The sequence below is a fragment of the Desulfosarcina sp. genome, assembly GCF_033791525.1.
GTDB lineage: Bacteria > Desulfobacterota > Desulfobacteria > Desulfobacterales > Desulfosarcinaceae > Desulfosarcina.
Window position 1 is genome coordinate 1 of record NZ_JASJGN010000251.1, and the last position, 23131, is coordinate 23131.

A 23131-nucleotide genomic window follows, 5' to 3' on the forward strand; every position below is an offset into this window, starting at 1 on the left:
AAAAGACCAACTGCACACAGACACCTCCCGAGTGTCGGTGATCGGCGGGGGTGAATAAGGCAAACCGGGCAAAGGGTTAATCGTTGGAAAGATCGTAAAGATGACTGCCGGTGGGATCGCCATCACGCCACGGTCATTGAACCGCGATAGTGAGCGCATTCCTCGCCGCTTGTCGGAGCGAAGCAGAGATACCGAGCACCGGTGCGGCGGGGTTAGCGAGCGAACTGAAAATCGATTTTTTATCCTTACGGTGTTGCGCAGTACTGCCGTTACAGGCAGCACATCCCCCGCGGCTTGCCGCGGGGAGGGTTCAATTGTATCCGCAGGAGTCTGCCTGCCGGGACGTTCGGTTCGGCAAAGCCGCCATGATGGCCGATGATGGTCGCCTGTGAGTTGGCACACAGGTTGTGATCGCCCTCCCCGCAAGACGCACAGGCATTGCAGTAGCCGGCATGCCAGCCCAGCCCCGCGGTTTGACCGACCGTCAGGTGGTTGGTGTTTTCTCCGACTTTGGCAATCGTTCCGACAACTTCGTGACCGGGAACAACGGGATATTGGGCATTGCCCCATTCATTGTCAATGACGCTGATGTCGCTATGGCAGATGCCACAGGAGTGGACATCGATTTCTACCTCTTGGGGTTTCAGTTCTCCCGGATCATAGGCGAAAGGTTCGAGTTTTCCCTTGGGTTCAAATGCGGCATAGGCGTTTATCATGATTGGTCTCCTTATATCAGGGCGTTGTTTTTAGATAGGTTCTATCGTTTTATGTAGGGTTGCGCTTGGTTGCTGTTTTACCTGGTGTCAGGTTCGATCAGGATCGCTCCGATTGCATTCACGACGAATGAATATAGAATAACAATCATCAAGGGACATGCAATTCCGGCCAGCGACGCTTGCAAAGGAGACAGGGGCCAATATCAGCGCGGGACAGCAGGGTTTTTTTCTTCGGACGTGGTCTCATCAGGCGTTGTTGACTATCTGTATTTCTCCTGGTTCATAGGGTTAGTGATGGGATGCCAATACGCTTTATATTGCCTCTACTATCGCCCGGCCCAATTCACGCGTACTGGCGTGTCCGCCCATGTCACGCGTCAGGTTCCCGCCTTCGCGCAATATGGTTTCAATGGCTTTTATCAACGTGTCGTGGAGCATGGGAAAGCCCAGGTGCTGCATCATCATAGCGCCGGCCCAGACAGTGCCGATGGGGTTGGCGATTCCCCGGCCGGCAATATCAGGGGCGGAGCCGTGCACCGGTTCGAACATCGACGGGAAAATCCGTTCGGGGTTGATATTGGCCGAGGGCGCGATAGCGATCGTACCGGCGCAGGCGGGGCCCAGATCGGACAGGATGTCGCCAAACAGATTGGAACCGACGACGACATCGAAATGCTCGGGCATGCGCACGAAATTGGCAGTCAGGATATCGATGTGGTATTGATCGACGGCGACCCCGGGATAGGATGTGGCGATCTGTTTTACCCGGCTGTCCCAGTAAGGCATTGAGTGAAAGATCCCATTGGATTTGGTGGCTGAGGTCAGGTGCCGGGCGGGCCGGCCTTGAGCCAGTTCGAATGCGTATTTGAGAATACGGTCGGTGCCTCGACGCGTAAACAGGCTGACCTGGGAGACGACCTCTTGCTCGGTGCCTTCATACTGAATGCCGCCGACCGAAGAGTATTCACCTTCGACATTTTCCCGTACCACATAAAAATCGATGTCACCGGGTTTCTTGCCTGCCAGCGGACAGGGAACACCTTCGAACAACCGCACCGGGCGCAGATTTACATACTGGTCGAAGGCGCGCCGGATGGGTATCAGCAGGCCCCAGAGGGAGATGTGGTCCGGTACGCCGGGAAAGCCGACCGCACCGAGGTAGATGGCGTCGAACTGCCGCAGCTGTTCGATACCGTCTTCGGGCATCATGCGCCCCGTTTTATGGTAGGTCTCGCAGGACCATTCAAATTCGGTCCATTCGAAGTTGACGCCCTGCATGCTCCCGGCGGCTTCCAGGGCATCGATGCCTTCGGGAATGACTTCCCTGCCGATGCCATCTCCCGGAATAACCGCAATCTTTATTGAATTCATGCTTAAGGCCCTCTGGTTTTTGTTCGCGGTGCGAAACGCTCATCAATCCTGCTTTCCATTCAATTCGCAAAATGATTCTGATGGGAAAAGGGGGGCTGAAATGTCGGAGCAGATAAAGGCTACATGAGTTTCCCCTCGGTTTCAAGGGCATGGCGCGATCATTTTACATTCGGCAAAAGCATACCTATTTTAAAAGCTAAGGACACTCTCGGGATTGAACCCACCCCGCGGCAAGCCGCGGGGAATCTTTACCGGAAGGATGAAAATTAATTTCCAGTTCGCTCGCTAACCCCTCCGCACCGGTGCTCGGTATTTCTGCTTCGCTCCGACCCCGATGGCGGGATCTCCGCTTCGCTACGACAAGCGGCGGGGAAAGTGCTCGTTGTCGCGGTTCATCGTAGGAGCGGCTCCCAGCCGCGATGAATGGACGACAGGCAGTGACATATCGCGGCTGGAAGCCGCTCCATCTGCACTTCGAATATTCTACAGAAAGGAAGACACCATGGGAGAGATCATCCATCAGTCGCACATCACGATTACCCGCGAAAAAGGACCCACCCGCATTGCCCACATCCGGGGATTCGACAAACCGGTTTATTATGGCGTTCACGGCGGGATCAAGAAATTTTACAATGTCGATCCGGAAGAGGAACACGCCGCCACCCTGGATCATCTGGTTGGCGCGGTGGGCGGTTGAATGATGGGCACATTGGCCGCGGTGCTGGCCAAAAAAAAGATCCGGACCTTTCAGGATCGCTACATGGCGACGGTCACCGGTGATATCGAAGATGTCAACGGTGTGTTGAAAATCGTGCGCATCAAGGTTCACTATAATTTGAAGCTGCCAGCGGACAAGCGCGCGGATGCCGAGGATGCATTCAACAATTATATTACCCTGTGCCCGGCCGCCCAGAGCGTGGTTGAGGCGATCAAGATTACGCATGAGCTGGAGATGGCGGACGACGCCTGATGTAGAATGCTTGTACCTGCAATGTGAATACAGCTAGTAGGCGAATAGGTCAGGCGCAAGATGGTGTGCGTGTTTCTTTTCTAAAAAAATACCAAGTGGCAGCTATCAACAATAGATTTAAAGCCCAGATATTGTTCATGTGGACGCCACCTCCATCAAGCGGATCAAGCTGTCCTTGATCGACTGCCAGAAACCACTTCCTGAAGGCAATTCATTTTTCACGTCGTGGATTGTGGATATGAAGCACCGGCCGCCACTGCCGCCGCCGGCGGTGGGCGCGATCGGCGCTATGGAAAGTCCTGCCGGGTCTACGATGATTCCGTTGGCAACGCCGTCGGCATCACCATAACCACCGTCCGTGACTTCAACAGTCACTGACTGGCGGTCAGCGGATATTGCCGCGTGATGGGAGTAATCCTGCCAGCCATTGACCGCATCGTACTTGATCCATGTGGCACCGGCAGGCGCCGGATCGGAGAGTTTGATCGTCACCAGCGCCCGCTGGCCAGGTCGGTGAAGCACCAGCTTGTAGGCCAGCATGGCTGAAGGCAGGCGGTCCGGCGTCGTCTCATCGATTTCCAAATCGATCGGGTCGAGCAGCGCCATCTGTTTGATTTCTGCGACCGTCTCTGCGGTTTCCACGACGAGGTCAGTGGGCTCACAGGTGATTGTTGGCGATGATAAGGCGCGCGTCACTTGGGCCTGAACCACACCACCTTCCTGATTGTCGCTAATGCCGTTGTTATCAAGATCGCCCTCCGCGGCCTGGGTGGTGAAATAAGCCCTGGCCGACCACGCGGACGCCCGTCCGCCGGAGTCGAAAAAACGGACCCGCCAGCTATAGGTTCCGTCGCCGTTGAGCAGCAGAAGCGGTACCCGCAAAAGGTTGAGCCAGCGATGGGTCACCACATCCAGCAGGCAATTTGTCGAACCGTTGCGGTATACCTGCCACTGGGTGGCGATATGGGCATCCCCGTCGACGTCTGAAAAATCTCCCACATCAAGCAGCGGGTTGCGTTCCACCTTGGCATCGGAAACAGGGAAAAGTAACTCAGGCGCCAGCGGCGACTTGCCTACTCCCGGATCATAAGGCTCCAGACCGGCGCGGAATTCATCGCGGTTGCTGATACCGTCATGATCGAGGTCACTGTCGGCGTCATCGACCCGGGGGTCCAGGCCGAAGCGGGCTTCCCAGTCATCGGGCATGCCATCGTCGTCATTGTGCGCAGCCGGAGGAATGTAATGGACTTCATTGGAATTGGCACTTTCTATATTGTCCTTGTAGGCCCGGACTACGATGTAGTAGTCGGTCTGGCCGTCGAGAAGGTTGAGGGTGCCGGTAACCCCGGCACCCTCCCAGTCGGGCTGGCTGTAATTGTAGGCCTGGCCGCTTTTTCTGGCGAACAACCGGTAACCGTCGGTGGCCGGACCGCTGGGGTCCCAGCGAAGCGTCACACTGGCTGCCATAACAGCGGTGGATGTCGATAAGATGCAGAGGAAAGCAAGAATGGCACTGGTGTGGGCAATTCGATATAGAGCTGGCTTTACATTCATGACCGAGAACGTTCTCCTGTTTTAGATTCAGTACCAATCAGAACCTGTACCGGTTCAGCAGCTGCGATGCTCTTGATTGCAATTGATTTGCCAGGCCACAAATTAACTACGCCATTTGGCTTTAAGTATTATGAATTTATGATAAAATAAAATTTATTGTCGATGTTGCCAGGCTTGTGATGCTGGTGAAAATAAGAGGGAACGAGTAAAATCTGGTAGCTTCGCAGGGTGAAAACCGTAATCGGGTGATAGCGGCAAGTGGGGGTGCGGCGGGATGTTACCGGATCATGCAGCGCCTGACAAAGGGTTCGGCCAAGGATTTCAAGCGTTGCATCAATTCCGGTAAGAGGGTCGGGTCCCGCCGTTGGTTGAATTCAGGGTCGAGGCAAACGGCACGGCGGTTGAACGGCTGGAGCACATAACAGTCGGCGCCCTCGATCGTTTTAGCGATGGATTCAACCGTGGTTTCGTTCACAAATGGCGCGGCACAGGTGGTACGAAATTCATAGGCGGGAGCGGATTCCATGATGGTCCGGATGCTTGTTGTCAGCCGTTCATGGATATTGGGGTCTCGGCTGAAAGGATGGTAGTCCTTTAAAGGCGCCTTGATGTCCATGGCGATAAAATCCACCAGGTGCTGCGTAATAAGCTGACGGAGCACCCCGGGCCGACTGCCGTTGGTATCCAGTTTCACCGGATATCCCAGCGCTTTGACGGCCCGGCAAAGATCAACGATACCCTTTTCCAGCGTGGGTTCTCCACCGGTGATAGCCACGCCTTCCAGCAGGCCCCGGCGGGATTTTAAAAAAGCTATGATATCTGTCAATTCAAACCGCGCCGGGTATTCGCCCCGGGCGAGGTCTGCGTTGTGGCAATAGGGGCATATGAAATTACAGCCGGTGGTGAAAAGGACGCAGCTGATCTTGCCGGGAAAGTCGATAAAGGAGTTTTTCTGGAGGCCGGCCAGGATCATGCGTTGCTACACCGACCCCATTTGCCGCAGAGCATCATCGGTGCTCACTGGGTCTATCGCTTCGATCGGGTCCTTCATCGGCGGGTTGCACCGGACATTTTCCTTCATGGCGACTGCGGCCGCTACACCCGGCTCCTCGAGTGGGATTTTAAATGGCCGTCGGCGGTAGTATTCCGCCTGTTTTCCGTCGTTCCATTGCTTGACCGGCCGCAGGTAACCCACCACCCGGGAGTAAACTTCCGTTTCACGATTACAGTGTGAGCAGCGGGTTTGTTCACCATTGAGGTAGCCATGTGACGGACAGATCGAAAAGGTCGGGGTCAGGGTGAAGTAGGGCAGATGGTAATTATCCGACACCTTACGAATCAGCGACTTTACCGTCTCGATGTCAGTGACCTGCTCCCCTAAAAACAGGTGCAGTACGGTACCGCCGGTGTATTTGACCTGCAAGTTGTCCTGAAGCATCAGCGTCTCAAAGATATCGTCGGTGTGATTCACCGGCAGTTGCGTGGAGTTGGTGTAATAGGGTACGGCTCCTTTTTGAACGTCTTCCTCGTTGGCGCATAGGATGTCCGAAAAGCGTTTTTTGTCGATCATGGCCAGGCGGTATGAGGTGCCTTCGGCCGGCGTGGCTTCCAGATTGAAAATCTCTCCGGTGCGGTCCTGGATCTCTGTGATCATGGCCCGCAGTCCGTCCATCACTTTTACGGCAAAGGCCTGGCCGCTGGCGGTGGTGATGTCCGTTCCCAGAAAGTTCAGACAGGCTTCGTTCATGCCCACGATACCGATGGTGGAAAAATGGTTTTTCCAGTAAAGGCCGGAGCGGTTCTTGATGGATCTCAAGTAGAACTTTGAATAAGGGTAGAGATTTTTGTCGGTAAACTGTTCCAGCACTTTGCGTTTGATGGTCAGGCTTTCAATGGCCAGATCCACCTTGGCCTGGAGACTGTCGAAAAATTCGGTTTCATCCTTGGCCTCATGGCCGATCCGCGGGAGATTGATGGTCACTACGCCGATGGAGCCGGTCAAGGGGTTGGCGCCGAAAAGACCACCGCCGCGCTTGAGCAGTTCGCGGTTGTCCAGCCTCAGTCGGCAACACATGGAGCGGGCGTCTTCCGGAGACATGTCCGAATTGACGAAGTTGGAGAAGTAGGGGATGCCGTATTTGCCGGTCATCTGCCAAACGGTTTCCAGGTTGGGGTTGTCCCAGTCGAACTCCTTGGTAATGTTATAGGTGGGGATGGGGAAGGTGAAGACGCGACCCTTGGCGTCGCCCTCGATCATCACTTCGGCACAAGCCCGGTTAAAGGTGTCCATCTCCGCCTGGAAATCTCCGTAGGTGGCCTTTTTATCCTTGCCGCCAATGATAACCGGATGGTCTTTCAAGGTGCCCGGCACACAAAGATCCATGGTGATATTGGTGAAGGGCGTCTGGAATCCAACTCGGGTGGGAATGTTGATGTTGAAGACGAACTCCTGGAGTGCCTGCTTGACTCCGGCATAGCCCAGCTTATCATAACGGATGAAGGGTGCCAGCAGGGTGTCGAAGTTGGACAGGGCCTGGGCGCCGGCCGCCTCCCCCTGGAGGGTGTAGAAAAAGTTGACGATCTGGCCGAGCGCTGAGCGCAGATGCTTGGGCGGTCCGCTTTCGACCTTGCCCTCGACGCCCTTGAACCCGTTGCGCAGGAGGTCGGTCAGATCCCAGCCAACGCAGTAGACCGACAGCAGGCTCAGGTCGTGGATATGAAGGTCCCCGTCGGCATGGGCCCGGCGTATTTCCGGTGGATAGATTTTGTTGAGCCAGTATTCCGCGGTAACGTCAGAGGAGATATAGTTGTTGAGCCCCTGGAGGGAGTAGCACATGTTGCTGTTCTCTTTGATCTTCCAGTCCAGTTTGCGGATATAGTGCTCCACCAGGTCCACCTGGGCTTCGGTGGCAATGCGCCGGATCTGGGCATGCTGCTCCCGGTAGATGATGTAGGCCTTGGCCGTTTTATAATAAGGGGAGTCCAGCAATACCCGCTCCACGATATCCTGAATCTCCTCCACCTCGGGGGTGGACCCCATGCGAAGTTCATGGGCCAGGGTCAGGACCCGCAGGGTCATTTTCTTGCCGTCCCGTTCCCCGAATTCTCCCGAGGCGTGACCGGCCTTTGCGATGGCCGCTGTGATCTTGGATGGGGCAAACTCGACAATTCGGCCGTCACGTTTTTTGATCTGCTCAATCATGGGCATCTCCTCGGGTGCAACATGCGCTTTTGGTGGTTTGAAACGACGAAAAAAGCCGCAGGCAGCCTTTTTTCAGGGCGTACAACACATCAGACAATTTCGGATATGTTGTAATTCCAGCCCCATGGACGACGAGGCGGTAAAGGGGTTCATACAACAAGATGTTGTTGTATGTCAAGGCGCTTTTTCCATATCTTGTGGTTGTGACTGGTTTGCGCAGGTGCGGCCAACTCGTTGTGTTTGCTTATAAAACCAACCCGTGCGAGATCGCTTGGTATAGCCGTTCAGCGAAAAAGGGGAAGTTTTTCCTGAACGCCTGCTATAGGTATATGTTGTGCTAAAAGCTGCTTGACATACAATATGTTGTGTGAGAAATGTATTTGTACGCTGGCGCGGCAGGGTTGCGGCATTGACTGTTTCCATCGTGTAAACCCTGTATGGTAGGTCCCCTTTTCCCCCGCGTGTCGTGCCGGCATTAAGTCCGATTCAGTCAGGATTACCACACCAGAGAAACACCGACACCGTCACTGGTAGGTGCTTGGGGTTTCTTTTTCCCGTAGAATCCGGAGTCGGATGCTAACCGCCTTAAACCCGAAGGTTTGCAAGCGGAACCGTGGTTCTGGATCCGGGTAGTAGGTCCGTAAACCGCTTACCCTATTTTGGAGTTGTGACACCCTATGGCACATAAAGAGAAAATTCTCATCGTGGACGATGGAAACGTGGACCTGAACACCCATGTCTGGGATGACCAGGTTTTCTGCAAGAGTCTCATTGGCGCCAATGCCGTCAACAAGAGTCAGGCCAAAGAGATCGCCCAATTCATTCGATCCACCATCGACCGCATGGACCTTCGGCACATTTCTTCTCCAATGGTGGATGAGATGGTCAAGGCCAAACTGGCCGAATACGGGCTGAATGCCCAAGGGCCGGTGAGGTTGACCCGGGACATGTTCATCAGAAACGGCATCGATCTTTCTTCCAACGCCAAAACCGTACTTGATCGGCGCTATCTGAAGAAAGATACGGATGGCAGGATCCAGGAGACGCCGGCCCAGATGTTTCACCGGGTGTCCCGGCGCATCGCCCAGGCGGAGAAAAAATACGACGAGAACGCCGACATCCAGAAAATCACCGAGCAGTTCTATACCCTGATGACGGATTTCAAGTTCCTGCCCAACTCGCCCACCCTGATGAATGCCGGTAGGCGCTTGGGGCAACTGGCGGCTTGTTTTGTGCTGCCCATCGAAGACAGCATGGAGGGCATTTTCGACTCGCTGAAAAATGCGGCCGTTATTCATAAATCAGGCGGCGGCACCGGCTTCTCTTTTTCGCGACTGCGGCCCAAGAACTCCATGGTGGGCACCACCGGCGGCATCGCCTCCGGCCCCATTTCCTTCATGAAGATCTTCAACACCGCCACCGAACAGGTCAAGCAGGGGGGTACCCGCCGTGGCGCCAACATGGCTATCCTGCGGGTGGATCACCCGGATATTATCGAGTTTATCCACTGCAAGTCCACCAATACCGAGTTGAACAATTTCAACATCTCCGTGGGCATTACCGAAGCCTTCATGGAGGCGGTCAAAGCCGATGACATTTACGATCTGGTGGATCCTCGGGATCGCCAGACGATGGGGGCGCTCAATGCCCGGGAGGTCTATTCCGAGCTGATCGAACAAGCATGGAAAAACGGGGATCCGGGGATCGTTTTTCTCGACCGCATCAACCGGGACAACCCCACGCCGGCGTTGGGCGAGATCGAGAGCACCAACCCTTGCGGTGAACAGCCCTTGCTGCCCATGGAAGCCTGTAACTTAGGATCCATCAATCTTTCCAAGTTCGTGATCGACGCTCAGGGTGATGCAAGAATCGATTTTGATGCCTTGAAAGAGACCGTGTGGACATCGGTACGCTTTCTGGATAACACCATCGACATGTCCCGCTATCCCTTGCCGGCCATCGACACGATGGTGAAGGGTAATCGCAAGATCGGTCTGGGACTTATGGGTTTTGCCGATCTGTTGTTCCAGCTGGCCATTCCCTACAACAGCGAGAAGGCCCTGACCGTGGCCGAGGAAATCATGGGTTTTATCCAGACCGAATCGCATCAGGCGTCTCTTGCCCTGGCCCAGCAGCGAGGGGTGTTTCCCAATTATGAGCAGAGCCGTTACAGTGGTGACAGCCTGTTGGCCTATCGCAACGCCACCACAACCACCATCGCCCCTACCGGAACCCTGAGCATCATCAGCAACTGCTCGTCAGGCATCGAGCCGCTCTTTGCATTGAGTTTTGTGCGGACGGTCATGGACAACGACAAGCTCACGGAGGTCAACCCCCACTTCGAGGCTGCGGCCAGACGGCAGGGATTTTATTCCGAAGCGCTCATGGAGGCCATTGCCGGTGCCGGAACCATCGCCCACATGGACGATATCCCGGATGCGGTGAGGCAGGTGTTCGTGACTGCCCACGACATCTCGCCGGAATGGCACCTGCGCATGCAGGCGGCCTTTCAAAAACACACGGACAACGCCGTGTCCAAGACGGTCAACCTGGCCCGGGACGCCACGGTGGCGGATGTGCAGAAGATTTACGACCTGGCCTGGAAGCTGGGCTGCAAGGGTGTTACCATCTACCGGGACGGTAGCAAGGAAAATCAGGTGCTCTCCTTTTCATCGGATAAAAAGGAGGAGGACGCCTTCATGACCGCCGTCCGCAAGCGGCCCGATACCCTGGATGGCTTTACCACCCGGGTGAAGACCGGACTGGGGCAGCTCTACGTGACGGTGACCGAATACCACGGCCAACCCTTCGAGGTCTTTGCCACTATCGGTAAATCAGGCCGATCCACAACCGCCAAGACCGAGGCCATTGGACGGCTGGTCTCCCTGGCCTTTCGGTCCGGCGTAACCGTTGACAAGGTGGTGGACCAGCTCAAGGGGATCGGCGGCGAGCACCCCGTTTTTCAAAATGGGGGACTGGTGCTTTCCATTCCCGATGCGATTGCCCGGGTGTTGGAACAACGTTTTCTTAAAGACGAGAAAGTGAAAAGGAAGGGAGGCAGCCTGATGGGCGAGGTCTGCCCGGAGTGCAGTCAGACCATCAGCTTCGAAGAGGGGTGTATGACCTGTCACTTCTGCGGGTTCACCAAGTGCGGCTAAGCGGCGTACGTCCAGCAGCGGCGCCTTTTGGCCCATGCCGGCGTTCTCGCTCTGGCAAATCCTCGACGTCGCGCTGCTACGCCTGCGGGTTGCCATCGCTGCGGCCTTGACTTGGACCAAAATTCGCCACTTCTGGACGTACGCCCATGTCAGGGAACGAGAATGCAGAAGGTTAACGTTCAAAGGTCAATTGAACCCTCCCCGCGGCAAGCCGCGGGGAATCTTCACCGTAAGGATGTAAGTCTATTTTCAGTTCGCTCGCTAACCCCGCCGCAAGCGGCGAGGAATGCGTTCGCTATCGCGGTTCAAGGATAGCCACGCATTTTATTAAAATGATAGCACGCCTTCATTTGACATTTACGCGCATCGATCAAGTGGAATAGGACAGGCTTGCTATTGTTTTTTCTTTACCCTGCCCATCATCCGGTTGTGGGGCATGCGCGTCTCCGGGGTCACCCACAGGTAATCGGCCCAGGACAATTCAGCCTCATCGCCCACTTGGGCCAGGTAGATGGTCTTGAAAGGGGCTTGCGATCGGGCGAAGGCCCGGTCGGGAATGCCGAATTTGCGGATGATATGTCCTTTTCCCGCCAACACCACCATCTTTCCCGATCCTAAGTTTTCAGCCACAGCGTCGGCCATGGCATCTTCCCAGGTACACTGGGCTTCGTAGAAGTACTCGAAGTTCTCCCGGCCTCGGAGGGTGTGCATCTTGAAAATTTTCTCCACATAGGCCCGGTGATCGGCATCGGTGGTGTCGATGGTTTTGGGCAGGTGCCGGCGATCATCTTGGGACAGGCTGGCGATACCCCCTACACTGATCTTTCTGGGGATGTAATTAGGCACATTCAGGGCGATGATCCGGAGTCTTTTTTCCTTTGCATATTCAAGGATATCGCGGTACAGATCAAAATCGAAGCCCCAGTTGGCATACCAGTGGGTTTTTTCTATGAAAGTGGTCTGGTCAAGCTCACCGGCCGTCCACTGATCCAGCACCGGCTGGTAGGTGTGATCGAACATCTCCATGCCGATGGTCAAATGCGCGTTGGTTTGCGCAAGCCCTTTAATGATTTCCAACTGAATGGCGTGGTGGTGAGGGTTGGTATGGCTCTCTCCCACATAGACCACCCGGGCATCGGTCAGGTCGGCGATCAGTCGGTCCGGGGACACCACCGACAGCGTGGCTGTTTTCAAGATGGTATTTTCCATCAAGCGGGTCGGATTGTCTTTGATGGAGAGCGTTTTCGGAGTCACGGCACATCCACCGATTCCAAGCATCATCAGCGCGACAACCGTCGAAACCAGCCGTCGATTGACCAGCTGTTTTTTCAGGTGCACTTGTTTTTTTTGGCCAAATAGGGTCATTTGTCTGCAAGATCCGGAGGTATGCGTGAAAGTGAAATATAAAAGCGAACTGCTTTTCCGTAAGGCCTTTTTCCCGTGGTACGACACTGAGCTTGCCATGGTGCTGACCCTGGCTTTTGTCTTAGCGGTGCTGCTTTACAGCATCACCGGCGTTGCTGCCTCTCTGGATTCGCCCAGTTACCAGGGCTATATCTGGGTCCCCTGTCTCTTGGGGATCCTGTCACTGGTCATCACCATCTCCACACTCATTCGACTGATTAGAAGAGCTTCGCCCAGATCAATCTGAATCGCTGGTTGATATCGCGGTGTGGGTTTGGCCGCCTTATTTTCCCTTATCTACAAAAGCCCTGAAACTCATGGTTCGGTAGCTGTCAGTGCCGAAGAACTTCAGGATCTTCAGCATATCGTCAGGTGCAATGTATCCGGGCCGGTTGGCAATTGGCTCACCGGTCTCGGAAATGAACCACGTATCGGGCAATCCGCGGACTTTGTACTTTTCGGCAATGTCCTGCTCCTTGTCCGAGTTGACGCTGACGGGAACGAAGTTGCGGTTGACGTAGGCGATGACCGTGGGGTTTTGAAACGTCTCCTTTTCCATTTGAAGGCAGTAGCGGCACCAGTCTGCATTAAAGACCAGAAACACTTTCTTGTTTTCGGCCTCTCCCCGTTGCCTGCCCTCGGCATAGGAAAACCACTGGATGCCGGCGTCGTCGGTTTGAGTCCCGGATGCAATTACAGCCCCAGAAAATAGGGTTATCAATATGGTCAGGCTAATTGTAGCCAGGTTCCATCGTTTTTTCATAACATCACGTATCCTATGCGCTGATCAGATTCAAATTGTCGGTAACCAGCAGCAGGCCGAGGATCAGCAGCATCAGACCTGCGGTCAAGTTGATATACTTTATCGACCAGGATGCCTTTTTGATAAAGGATAGCAGTGAATCGATAAATACCGCAAGCACCAAAAACGGTAGTGCCAATCCGGCGGCATAAACGGAGAGCAGCCCGATGCCATCGACCACTGTCTCCTGGTTGCCCGCCACAATGAGGATGGATCCCAACAGTGGGCCGATGCATGGGCTCCATCCCGCCCCGAAGGCCATTCCGACGAAAAAAGTCCCCAGAAAATGGAGGGGTTTCTTCTGAACTTGAAGTCGCCGTTCGAACTGAAGGAACCTGAATCTCAGCAACCCGGTCATGTGAATGCCCAGCAGGATGATCAGAAGGCCTCCGATGATTCGTATCCAGTCGCGGTATTTGAAGATTGCTCCACCGATGAGTGAGGCAGAAGCACCCATAAGGATGAAAACCAATGAGAAACCGAGCACATAACTCAACGTTGCCCGTATGACCTGGGCGCGGACGCCGGTCGTCCGGGCGGCGGTTAATTCATCCAATGACAGTCCGGTGATGAAGGTAAAATAGGCTGGTATCAACGGCAGGATACACGGGGAAAAAAAAGATAGCAGGCCTGCAACCAGTGCTGCGGGATAGGAGATAGATTCAGTAAACATGCGTCCGGTCAATCCTCCGGCGTTGGTGGCAACATGATAGGGTGGCTGTCTTTCCTGGTGAGCCGCAGAACCCGTAACGGGTTACAATAAAAGCGCCCTGATCATCCAACAGACGTCAGCCGCTGGCGTCTGGAAAAAAAAAGGATCCATGCGCCGGCCGCCAGAATAAGCAGATTGCGAAGGGTGTTCACGGCGATATTCGACGGTGCATTGGCAGCCAGCGAAAAACAACCGCAGGCGATGTTCAATCCGCGATAGCCGTTATAAAGGATGAGTCCGGTAAAGACGATCATCATCAGAGTTACCAGCAGCGCCGCACCCTTTTCAAGCCGGCCGAAAACCAGTGCCAGACCGCATACCGCCTCGACCCAGGGGAAAAGTACGGCTGTTGCTGAAACCAGCGGAGGCGGAAGCAGCTGGTAGTTGGTCACAATTGCCGCAAAGGCCCCCGGATCGGCGATCTTACCGGCACAGGAGATCAGGAAAATTGCCCCCAGTGCGATCCGGACGACAATCGTGACGTTTTCAACAACGGCTGATGGAAGTGGTCTCACATTTTCACCCCGGGCTGCAATCATTCATACCGACTGAAGAATATAATCATGTGAGCTGAATTCGACAAGGCCGGTTATCGCTCAGGGGGCCGTTCACGGGTTCACGGTTCAGGGTTCAGGGTTCTAGGTTCGGGGTTCTGGGTTCAGCTTTGAGCTCTGAACCCTGAGCTTTTTCCCTGATCAGCTTATTGGCTCATCAGCTTATCAGCTATTCTGTTCTGGGTTCCAATGAACGCCCGCGCTTCAAGGCTGAGTTTGGCCGTTGGAAAAGTTTTTGATCATGGCCTCCCCGAGTTCCTTGGACCGGTCGGTGGCTGCTTCAACGGCATTGATGAGGGTGGTGCGAAGTCCGCCTTTTTCTAACGTGTGAAGACCGGCAATGGCCGTACCGCCCGGTGAGGTGACCGAATCTTTGAGTTGACCGGGATGAGCGTTGGTTTCAAGAAGCAGTTTGGCTGCACCCAGGATGGTCTGGGAGGAAAGGAACAGGGCATCTTTCCGGGAAAGCCCAACTTTGACGCCGGCATCGGCCAGAGCATCGACAATCATGAAAATATAGGCCGGACCGGAGCCGCTGAGACCTGTGATGGCGTCCATCAGGTTGTTTTCCTTGAGGAAGATGGATTTGCCCACCGAATCGAAAATCGCCATGGCCAGTTTAACGTCCTCCTTGTCTGAATGGCCGCCGGCGGCGACCGCCGTTGCGCCTTCACGGACCGCCACAGCCACGTTGGGCATGACCCGGATCAGGCGAAGGTCTTTCTTTAGCAGGGACTCGATGGCCGCCAAAGGAACACCGGCGGCAATGGAGATGATCAGTTTGCTCATGTCCAGGTAGTCGGCGGTTTCCTTGAGCACACTGGCCATAATTTGGGGTTTGATGGCATAGATGACGATATCCGCTGACTTGACCACCTCGATATTGTCCGTGGTGGTGGTTACCTTATATTTTTCCCTTATGGGTTCCAACTGCCGCTCGCTGGCATCGGAACAGAGGATGTTCTCGGGCAGCGCCGCGCCGGATCGGATCAATCCGTCGATGAGGGCGTTGCCCATATTTCCGGTTCCGATCATACCGATCTTTTTGTTGGTCAACATGGATTCGATCTCCTTTTGGTTTCGCGTCATCGCAGATAGTTCACCTACGTTCTGCACCTTTATGGTGTCAAGGGAAATCATGCGACCGGCTCGTGTTTGACGGCAGCACCCCCAAAATTGGTCGATGGGTCAGCCGGCGAGCGGTTGGGGCTTGACATAAACGACCGGGAACGGTAATGGTTTAACCATTACAACAAATGGTTAAACCATTACAAAATCATGTTGCCCCGCGCTTTTGCATTCATCATCTGATCCGAAAGCATGCCGATGGCGATACCGCAGGGGATGCAAGATGCATAGGGAAAGATGCCATGTTCAAAGCAGCCAAACAGACCCGGATTTTTCAGGATGTGGTGGAACAGATCCAGGAGACCATCCTTGAGGGAAAACTGATGCCCGGCGAAATGCTCCCTTCGGAGCGTGAACTTAAAGAGGTGCTCCAGGTGAGTCGGGGAACCTTGCGTGAGGCCCTGCGGGTGCTGGAGCAAAAGGGCCTCATCGAGATCAAGCTGGGGGTGGGCGGTGGCGCCGTGGTACAGGATATCAGTTACGACCAGATCAACGAAAGCCTGGCCCTGCTGATCCGCTACCAGAAGGTCTCACTCCAGCACCTCACGGAGTTTCGTGTGGGTGTGGAGGGCCGCGTGTCGGCATTGGCCGCGGAACGGTCCACTCCGGCAGATGTCATCCATCTCAAATCTCTGCTTGAACAGGCCCGCCAGTTCGCCGAAAAGGGCAGCGATTTCCAGAAGGCGTTCGTGGAGGTGGATAAGCACATTCATCTATCCCTGGCCGAAATTACGGGAAATCCGGTCTACATCTCTATGCATCACACGGTCCATGACAACATCGACCAGTACTATGAAACCTTTTTGGTCATGAAACAGCGCGAAATGGCGGAAAATTTCACCGATCTGGCCAGCATCATCGACGCCGTGGAAAGAAAGAATACGGACGAGGCACGGCAACTGGCCGAAGCCCACGTGTTGCGATTCAATCACTACATGGAAAGCCGGGAGATGTAACCCTTATGTCAATCAAGCGACTTCAATCCCATCCCATTCTGGATGTACCGGCGGATGCTGAGGTCCCGTTTACCTGGAATGGCACACCGCTGACCGGCAGGGATGGGGAAATGATCTCGTCGGCCCTTTTCGCCAATGATATTCACGTCTTTGGTCACCATCACAAGGACGGCAGCCCGCAGGGGCTTTTCTGTGCCAACGGTCAGTGCTCCCAGTGCCTGGTTATGGCTGACGGCATTCCCGTCAAAGCGTGCATGACACCCCTGAAAAATAAGATGGCAGTGCAATCGGTGGAAGGCCTACCCATTCTGCCGCAGGCTGCTGGCAAGCCAGTCTTTGAACCGGCAGCTGAAAAGTCGGTGGCTGTATTGATCCTCGGCGCTGGGCCGGCCGGGCTGAGCGCCGCCATCGAACTGGGCAAACTGGGCATCGAAACCCTGGTCATCGATGACAAAGATCGCCTGGGGGGGAAACTGGTCCTTCAGACCCATAAGTTTTTCGGCTCCGTGGAAGATTCCCACGCGGGAACACGGGGTTTTGAAATAGGCAGCATTCTGGAGGCACAACTGCGGGCGTTGCCGTCGGTGCAGATCTGGCTGGAGGCTACCGCCGTGGGCGTCTTTTCCGACGGCATCGTGGGGGTCGTAAAAAGAAACGAATATCGCAAGGTCCGTCCAAAAAAGCTGCTGGTGGCCACCGGCGCCAGAGAGAAAATGCTTTCCTTTCCCGGCAACACCCTGCCTGGTGTATACGGTGCCGGGGCGTTCCAGACACTGGTTAATCGAGACCTCATCAAATCATCGGAGCGCGTGCTCATCGTAGGCGGCGGCAATGTGGGGCTGATCGCCGGGTACCATGCCATTCAGGCCGGCATCGAGGTCGTGGCGCTCATCGAGGCCCTGCCCCGGGTGGGCGGCTACCAGGTGCATGCAGACAAGCTGATACGGCTGGGGGTCCCCATTTTCACCCGGCATACCGTGGTGGCCGCCCATGGCGACGGGTATGTGGCGGGCGTGACCGTCGCCGAACTGGACGACGGTTGGCAGACGATCCCCGGCACCCACAAAACCTTTGCCGTGGATACCGTCCTGATCGCCGTAGGGTTGGCCGAAGTCAACGAATTTTACCTCAAAGCCAAACAATGGGGCATGGATGTCTATTCTGCCGGGGATGCCCAGGAAATCGCCGAGGCGTCGGCGGCCATGTTCACCGGAAAGATCGAAGGCCTGAAGATTGCCAAGGCCCTGGGACGATTCCCCGATGAGATCCCGGCCGAGTGGGACGAAAAGGCCACCATTCTCAAATCCCGGCCCGGAACACCGGTTCACCGGGAGCCGCCGCCCGGCGAAAAAGGCGTGATGCCCATCTTTCACTGCCAACAGGAGGTGCCTTGCAACCCCTGCACGTCGGTATGCCCGGAAGGGGCAATCCGCACCGAAGATGACAGGATCACCGGGCTGCCCTATCTGGTTGAAGGCAAGACCTGCAAAGGGTGCATGGCCTGCGTGGCCATCTGCCCGGGACTGGCGGTCACGCTGGTTGACTACCGCAAGGATCCGGACTACCCCACTGTCACCCTGCCATACGAAATCTGGCGGGAGCGGGTGCAGAACGGTCAGCGGGTGCCGGTTACCGACCGAGACGGGGCCATACTCGGCTATTACCCGGTGCAGCGGGTCGTGGCCAACCGCAAAAAATACCCGGGAACCTTGTTGGTTCAGGTCAAATTGGAACGGGCAGCAGCCAAACGAGCCATCGGCATCCGGGTCCAGGAGACCCAGGTGGACCCGGCCACCGTTTATGAAAATGCTCCTTTGCCAGACGAGGCAGTGATTTGCCGCTGCGAACGCATCACCGCCGGCGAGATCCGAACCGCTGTGCGCAGCGGGGTCAGGGACATCAATCAGATGAAAGCGCTGAACCGGGCCGGTATGGGGGCATGCGGGTCCAAGACCTGTCGGCCTATGATCTGGCGAATCTTCCAGGAAGAAGGGGTGGATCTGGGTGCGGTCACTGACCGGGTGGACCGCCCGCTCTTCGTGGAGGTCGCCCTGGGTGCGCTGGCCGGTGAAAGGAGTGGTGATCAGCATGGATAACATTGATGTTATTATCGCCGGGGCCGGTTCAGTGGGTGTCCCCACGGCCATGGCACTGGGATCTATGGGCCTGAAGACGCTGGTGGTGGACGGCAAGCCGTCGCCGGGCCAGGGGGACAACAAACGGGCTATCGGCGGGATCCGAGCCACCCACTCGGACCCGGCAAAAATACTTGTGGGTCTGCGTTCCCTGGAGATGTTTTCCACCTGGAAGGAGACGCACGGAGAAGACATCGAGTGGCTCAAGGGTGGCTATCTCTTCCCGGTTTACCGGGAGCAGGACGCCCAGTCCTTGAAGAAACTGCTGCCTCTGCAACAGCAATTCGGCCTGAATATCGACTTCATTGACTCCGATCAGCTGCAGCGAATCGTTCCGGGCATCGATGCCGGTGGTCTTATCGGCGGCACATTCTCCCCGAATGACGGCTCGGCTTCACCGCTGTTGGCCATCAACGCATTTGCACGAAAAGCCCTTGAAAATGGCGTCCGTTTCCACTTTAATGAACGGATCAAGACCCTGCTGGTGGATAAGGACCGGGTGGTAGGCATCCAGACGGAAAAGGGGCAATACCGGGCGCCGGTGGTCGTGGATGCGGCCGGCGCCTATTCACGGCCGCTGTGCGCAACCGCAGGCGTGGATCTGCCCGTGACCCCTGATTCCCACGAAGGGGCCATCACCGAGCCGGTGGCCCGCATGTTTTCATGCATGGTGGTGGACCTGCGGCCTGGACCGGGATCGAAGAATTACTATTTTTACCAGAATATTCATGGCCAGGTGGTGTTTTGTATCACACCGGATCCGCCCATTCTCGGCACCGATACCCGGGAGACATCGGTATTTCTGCCCCAGGTGGCCGCCCGTATGGTGGCGCTGATCCCCCGACTGAAAACCTTGCGGGTGCGGCGGGTATGGCGGGGGTGCTACCCCATGAGCCCCGACGGATCGCCCATCGTGGGTTGGAGCCCTGAAATCATGGGTTTGTTTCATATCGCCGGCATGTGCGGCCAAGGCTTCATGCTAGGACCGGGCATGGGTGAACTGGCCGCACGGATGATTTCCGGCACCGCAACCGATCAGGACCAGGCGGCCATGGATATTTTTTCGCCGGCCCGGCAGTTCTCCGAAGTCCGCGAAGAACTTAAATAGTGTAAAAAAACGATATCATACAGGAGCGAGACCATGACCCCAATGAAATCCACCACACGCAAGACCCTGACCTATCCGCGTCGCAATGTCGATAAAGGCTATACCGACCAGTATCTGGATGTGGACCTCTCCGCCGGCACGATTGCCACCGGCCCCATCGAGGAGAAAATCAAGAAAACCTTCATCGGCGGTAAAGGCTTCGATCTCTGGCTGTTGTGGGATGCCCTGAAAGGCGACCACAAATGGGACGATCGGCAAAATGCCATCTGCATCTCTTCGGGTCCCATGGGGGGCACGCCTGCCTACCCCGGTTCTGGCAAAAGCATCGTGACCTCCATTTCTCCCCTTACCGGTTCAGTGATAGATTCCAACGTCGGTGGCTATTTCGGTCCTTATCTGAAGTTTTCCGGTTTCGATGCCCTTCGGATCACCGGAAAAACCAAAGGGGATACGGTGGTGGTCATCGACGGCATCGAAGAAAAGATAGAAATCCTTCAGATCCCGGGGTTGCCCGAGGACGCCTATGCGCTTTCCGATGTGCTGACCGATCACTTCTCCCAAGGCAAGAAGGTAGGTATATCAGTGATCTCAGCCGGCCCCGGCGCAGCCAACACCCGTATCGGCTGCCTGAACTTTTCCTGGTATGACAATGCCCGCAAACGGGTACGCTACAAACAGGCGGGGCGCGGGGGCATCGGAACGGTGTTCGCCGACAAGGGCCTCAGGGCCGTGGTGGCCCGCTGGGAGCAGGTTTCCCTTAAAACCAACAATCCCGCCGACCTGGAGGCCCTCAAGACAGTGGCCCGGTGCCACTCCAGAGAAATTGTGGAACTGGATCCCAAACAGAACGAAATGGCCCGCCTCGGTACCGTCCACCTGGTACCGATAATGAATGATTTCGATCTGCTGCCCACCAATAATTTTCAGTACGGTTCTCATCCAGGGGCCTCGCTCATCGGACCGGAGGCTTTTGAAAAGCTCTTCGATCCGGGTTACGACGGCTGCTGGAAGGGCTGTACCGTGGCCTGCTCCCACGGCGTCAAGGACTTCGTGCCTTACACCGGAGCGTACAAGGGCCGTAGGGTCTTCGTGGACGGACCCGAATATGAAACCATTGCCGGCTGCGGCTCCAATCTGGGCATTTTCGACCCCTTCACCATTCTGGAGATCAATTTTTACTGCGATGCCTATGGCCTGGATACCATCAGTGTGGGCACGGCCATCGCCTTCATCATGGAGTGTTTCGAGCGCGGATTGATCAACGCCGACCACACCGGCGGCATGGAGCTGTCTTTCGGCAACCGTCTCAACGCGCTGGTACTGATTCACCAGATGGCCTCCGGTGAGGGCTTCGGTGCCATTGTCGGGCAGGGCATCCGCCGCATGAAAGGCATATTTGCCGAACGGTTCGGTGCCGACCCGGCCATGCTGCAGGATATCGGCATGGAGTCCAAGGGGCTGGAATTTTCGGAATACATGACCAAGGAATCCCTGGCCCAGCAGGGGGGATATGGCCTGGCACTCAAAGGCCCCCAGCACGACGAAGCCTGGCTGATTTTTCTGGACATGGTCCACAACTTCATGCCCACCTTCGAGCAGAAGGCCGAAGCCCTGCACTGGTTTCCCATGTTCCGCACCTGGTTCGGCCTGTGCGGCCTTTGCAAGCTGCCCTGGAACGATATCGTCCCCGAGGACAACAAGGATACCCTCGAGCCGGCTAAAGTGATGAAACATGTGAACTGGTACGCTGAATACTACACCGCCGTGACCGGCTACAAGGCCGCACCCGAGGACCTGATCACCATGAGCGAGGCGGTCTATAATTTTCAGCGTGTCTTTAACCTGAAGATGGGTTACGGGACCCGCGACCACGACACCCTGCCCTACCGTGCCATGGGGCCGGTCACCGTGGAAGAATACGTATCCCGGCAAGAGCGATACGACACCGAACTCAAGGAAAAATACACGCTTGACCTTACGGGCAAGGATACGCCGTGGCGGTTGGCTGAACTCAGAAAACGGCGCGAGGCCCAGTACGAAACCTTAAAGGACGCCGTATACCAGCGACGCGGATGGACCGCCAACGGCATACCCACTGTCGAGACCGTCAAACGGTTGGGCATCGATTTTCCCGAGGTCATGGCGGTGCTGGCCAAAAATGGCGTGAAATAGATGGTTACCGTCGACGAGCAAGCGCGCTGCTGGCAGGAAGGGTTGACCGTGGCCACACTGCTCGCTCAACTGGATGACGGCCACATCTATGCCGTGGTGAAACTGGATGGCAAGCTGGTGTCGCGTCCTCATTTCGACAACACGCCAGTTCCCGACGGTGCCCGGGTCACACTCATCCCCATGATCGCCGGCGGGTAAGAACAGTCCAACCCCATGAAAAACCTTGACTTATCCGAGTAAAAGGTCGTATTTTTCCAATGTCACGGGCCAGCCGCCGATTGTCGTGCGGGACCCACCTGTTACCGTCGAGGAATATGGTTCAATGTATATCGTAGGCTACTTTCTGATGGCTGCGGCAAAGGTTATGGATGTCGTGCTGCTTTTTTTCATGTGGGTGGTCATTGCCCGGGCCATCCTCTCCTGGGTCAATCCGGATCCCTACAATGCCATTGTTCGATTCATTAACAATGTCACCGAACCGGTGCTCTACCCAATCCGGTCGAAACTGCCGATCAACTTTGGGGGGATTGATTTCTCACCCATCATCGTCTTTCTCGTCGTTATTTTTCTGCGAACCTTTGTTGTGAACAGCCTGATGCGAATCGCTGCTTCGCTCATATAATATTTTCCAAAGGACAGGAACTCCGCCATGAAATTAACACCCCTGGACATTCAGCAGCAGCAATTCAAAGTCCGATTCCGTGGATTCGATGTGCGCGAGGTAGACCGGTTTTTGGAACAGACGGCCGATGCCTTCACCGCCATTCAGGAGACCATGAAGCGCCAGGAAGAGGAGATTCGTCGCCTGAAGCTCGAAAAACAAGGCTACAAGGAACGGGAGGAGACGTTCAAGCGCGCCATGCTCAATTCCCAGAAAGTCCTCGAGCAGATGAAGGACAATGCCCGCAAATCGGCGGAGATCATCATTGCCGATGCCGAAGTCAAGGCAGAAAAAATTCTCAACCGGGCCCACAGCCGCTTATCACAGCTTCACGAAGACATCGCCGAACTCAAGCGCCAGCGTGTCCAGATCGAGGTACAGATCCGTTCGATTATCGACGCCCATACCAAACTGCTGGAGATCGGAATAGAAGGAATGGATGTCCTGGACGCGGAAGACACCAAAATCAAGGTGTTGAACAAGTAGTCCGGTGGTCCCCTAACCGGTGTCGGAAGGTTCTTCGCACCT

General features: G+C 55.6%; 22 protein-coding genes. 11 read left to right on the plus strand and 11 right to left on the minus strand.

Translation table 11 applies throughout. The annotated features are described in order from the left end of the window. Positions 1-269: 269 nt before the first annotated feature. The gene (locus tag QNK41_RS12545) at positions 270-716 is read right to left on the minus strand and encodes an alcohol dehydrogenase catalytic domain-containing protein (RefSeq protein WP_319257380.1); all 447 of its coding nucleotides are present in this window, start codon (positions 714-716) and stop codon (positions 270-272) included. A gap of 312 nt (positions 717-1028) precedes the next feature. Further along, positions 1029-2087, minus strand: a complete 1059-nt coding sequence (locus QNK41_RS12550; RefSeq protein WP_319257383.1) for a tartrate dehydrogenase — start codon at positions 2085-2087, stop codon at positions 1029-1031. 502 nt (positions 2088-2589) lie between these two features. On the opposite strand from QNK41_RS12550, the gene QNK41_RS12555 reads away from it, so the two are divergent. Beyond that, positions 2590-2784 carry a hypothetical protein gene (locus QNK41_RS12555; protein ID WP_319257385.1) on the plus strand — a complete coding sequence of 65 codons (195 nt, stop codon included), beginning with the start codon at positions 2590-2592 and terminating at the stop codon, positions 2782-2784. Further along, a complete protein-coding gene (locus QNK41_RS12560) occupies positions 2785-3057 on the plus strand; it encodes an OsmC family protein (protein WP_319257387.1) in 273 nt (90 codons plus the stop codon). A gap of 135 nt (positions 3058-3192) precedes the next feature. Here the strand turns inward: QNK41_RS12560 and QNK41_RS12565 are convergent, their stop codons facing one another. The 4 genes from QNK41_RS12565 to QNK41_RS12580 form a co-directional block, all read right to left on the minus strand. Further along, positions 3193-4611: a choice-of-anchor U domain-containing protein gene (locus QNK41_RS12565; protein WP_319257390.1), complete on the minus strand. Its 1419-nt coding sequence runs from the start codon at positions 4609-4611 to the stop codon at positions 3193-3195. 277 nt (positions 4612-4888) lie between these two features. Next, positions 4889-5584 (minus strand): anaerobic ribonucleoside-triphosphate reductase activating protein, encoded by a 696-nt coding sequence (locus QNK41_RS12570; protein ID WP_319257394.1) that lies wholly within the window; start codon positions 5582-5584, stop codon positions 4889-4891. 6 nt (positions 5585-5590) lie between these two features. After that, entirely contained in the window at positions 5591-7813 is a 2223-nt protein-coding gene (locus tag QNK41_RS12575; protein ID WP_319257397.1) for a ribonucleoside triphosphate reductase, read from the minus strand. A 174-nt stretch (positions 7814-7987) separates the two neighbouring features. Next, the gene (locus QNK41_RS12580) at positions 7988-8236 is read right to left on the minus strand and encodes a hypothetical protein (RefSeq protein ID WP_319257400.1); all 249 of its coding nucleotides are present in this window, start codon (positions 8234-8236) and stop codon (positions 7988-7990) included. A 254-nt stretch (positions 8237-8490) separates the two neighbouring features. Here QNK41_RS12580 and QNK41_RS12585 point away from each other — a divergent pair, with 254 nt between their 5' ends. Continuing rightward, positions 8491-10971 (plus strand): vitamin B12-dependent ribonucleotide reductase, encoded by a 2481-nt coding sequence (locus QNK41_RS12585; RefSeq protein ID WP_319257403.1) that lies wholly within the window; start codon positions 8491-8493, stop codon positions 10969-10971. A 393-nt stretch (positions 10972-11364) separates the two neighbouring features. On the opposite strand, the gene QNK41_RS12590 is transcribed toward QNK41_RS12585, so the two are convergent. Then, positions 11365-12336 (minus strand): ChaN family lipoprotein, encoded by a 972-nt coding sequence (locus QNK41_RS12590; RefSeq protein ID WP_319257406.1) that lies wholly within the window; start codon positions 12334-12336, stop codon positions 11365-11367. Positions 12337-12361: 25 nt separating this feature from the next. On the opposite strand from QNK41_RS12590, the gene QNK41_RS12595 reads away from it, so the two are divergent. Next, complete coding sequence (locus QNK41_RS12595; protein WP_319257409.1) at positions 12362-12622, plus strand: hypothetical protein; 261 nt, start codon at positions 12362-12364, stop codon at positions 12620-12622. A 36-nt stretch (positions 12623-12658) separates the two neighbouring features. Here the strand turns inward: QNK41_RS12595 and QNK41_RS12600 are convergent, their stop codons facing one another. The 4 genes from QNK41_RS12600 to proC all read right to left on the minus strand — a co-directional run bounded on the left by QNK41_RS12600 (position 12659) and on the right by proC (position 15532). Beyond that, positions 12659-13138, minus strand: coding sequence for a thioredoxin family protein (locus QNK41_RS12600; RefSeq protein ID WP_319257412.1), 480 nt, complete (start codon positions 13136-13138; stop codon positions 12659-12661). Between the two features lie 13 nt (positions 13139-13151). Continuing rightward, positions 13152-13850 carry a cytochrome c biogenesis CcdA family protein gene (locus QNK41_RS12605; RefSeq protein WP_319257414.1) on the minus strand — a complete coding sequence of 233 codons (699 nt, stop codon included), beginning with the start codon at positions 13848-13850 and terminating at the stop codon, positions 13152-13154. Between the two features lie 101 nt (positions 13851-13951). After that, the gene (locus tag QNK41_RS12610) at positions 13952-14404 is read right to left on the minus strand and encodes a MauE/DoxX family redox-associated membrane protein (RefSeq protein ID WP_319257417.1); all 453 of its coding nucleotides are present in this window, start codon (positions 14402-14404) and stop codon (positions 13952-13954) included. A 243-nt stretch (positions 14405-14647) separates the two neighbouring features. Then, positions 14648-15532, minus strand: coding sequence for a pyrroline-5-carboxylate reductase (proC, locus tag QNK41_RS12615; RefSeq protein ID WP_319257420.1), 885 nt, complete (start codon positions 15530-15532; stop codon positions 14648-14650). A 281-nt stretch (positions 15533-15813) separates the two neighbouring features. On the opposite strand from proC, the gene QNK41_RS12620 reads away from it, so the two are divergent. The 7 genes from QNK41_RS12620 (at position 15814) to QNK41_RS12650 (ending at position 23089) form a co-directional block, all read left to right on the plus strand. Further along, the gene (locus QNK41_RS12620; protein WP_319257423.1) at positions 15814-16527 is read left to right on the plus strand and encodes a FadR/GntR family transcriptional regulator; all 714 of its coding nucleotides are present in this window, start codon (positions 15814-15816) and stop codon (positions 16525-16527) included. 5 nt (positions 16528-16532) lie between these two features. After that, complete coding sequence (locus QNK41_RS12625) at positions 16533-18623, plus strand: FAD-dependent oxidoreductase (protein WP_319257425.1); 2091 nt, start codon at positions 16533-16535, stop codon at positions 18621-18623. Further along, positions 18616-19770, plus strand: a complete 1155-nt coding sequence (locus tag QNK41_RS12630; protein ID WP_319257426.1) for an FAD-binding oxidoreductase — start codon at positions 18616-18618, stop codon at positions 19768-19770. Before QNK41_RS12625 ends, QNK41_RS12630 begins: the two co-directional genes overlap by 8 nt. A 33-nt stretch (positions 19771-19803) precedes the next feature. After that, positions 19804-21942 carry an aldehyde ferredoxin oxidoreductase family protein gene (locus QNK41_RS12635; protein ID WP_319257429.1) on the plus strand — a complete coding sequence of 713 codons (2139 nt, stop codon included), beginning with the start codon at positions 19804-19806 and terminating at the stop codon, positions 21940-21942. Continuing rightward, positions 21943-22140, plus strand: coding sequence for a sulfur carrier protein ThiS (gene thiS, locus QNK41_RS12640; protein WP_319257431.1), 198 nt, complete (start codon positions 21943-21945; stop codon positions 22138-22140). It begins immediately after the preceding gene. Between the two features lie 124 nt (positions 22141-22264). After that, entirely contained in the window at positions 22265-22564 is a 300-nt protein-coding gene (locus QNK41_RS12645) for a YggT family protein (RefSeq protein ID WP_319257433.1), read from the plus strand. A gap of 27 nt (positions 22565-22591) precedes the next feature. Continuing rightward, entirely contained in the window at positions 22592-23089 is a 498-nt protein-coding gene (locus tag QNK41_RS12650; protein ID WP_319257435.1) for a DivIVA domain-containing protein, read from the plus strand. Positions 23090-23131 lie beyond the last annotated feature (42 nt).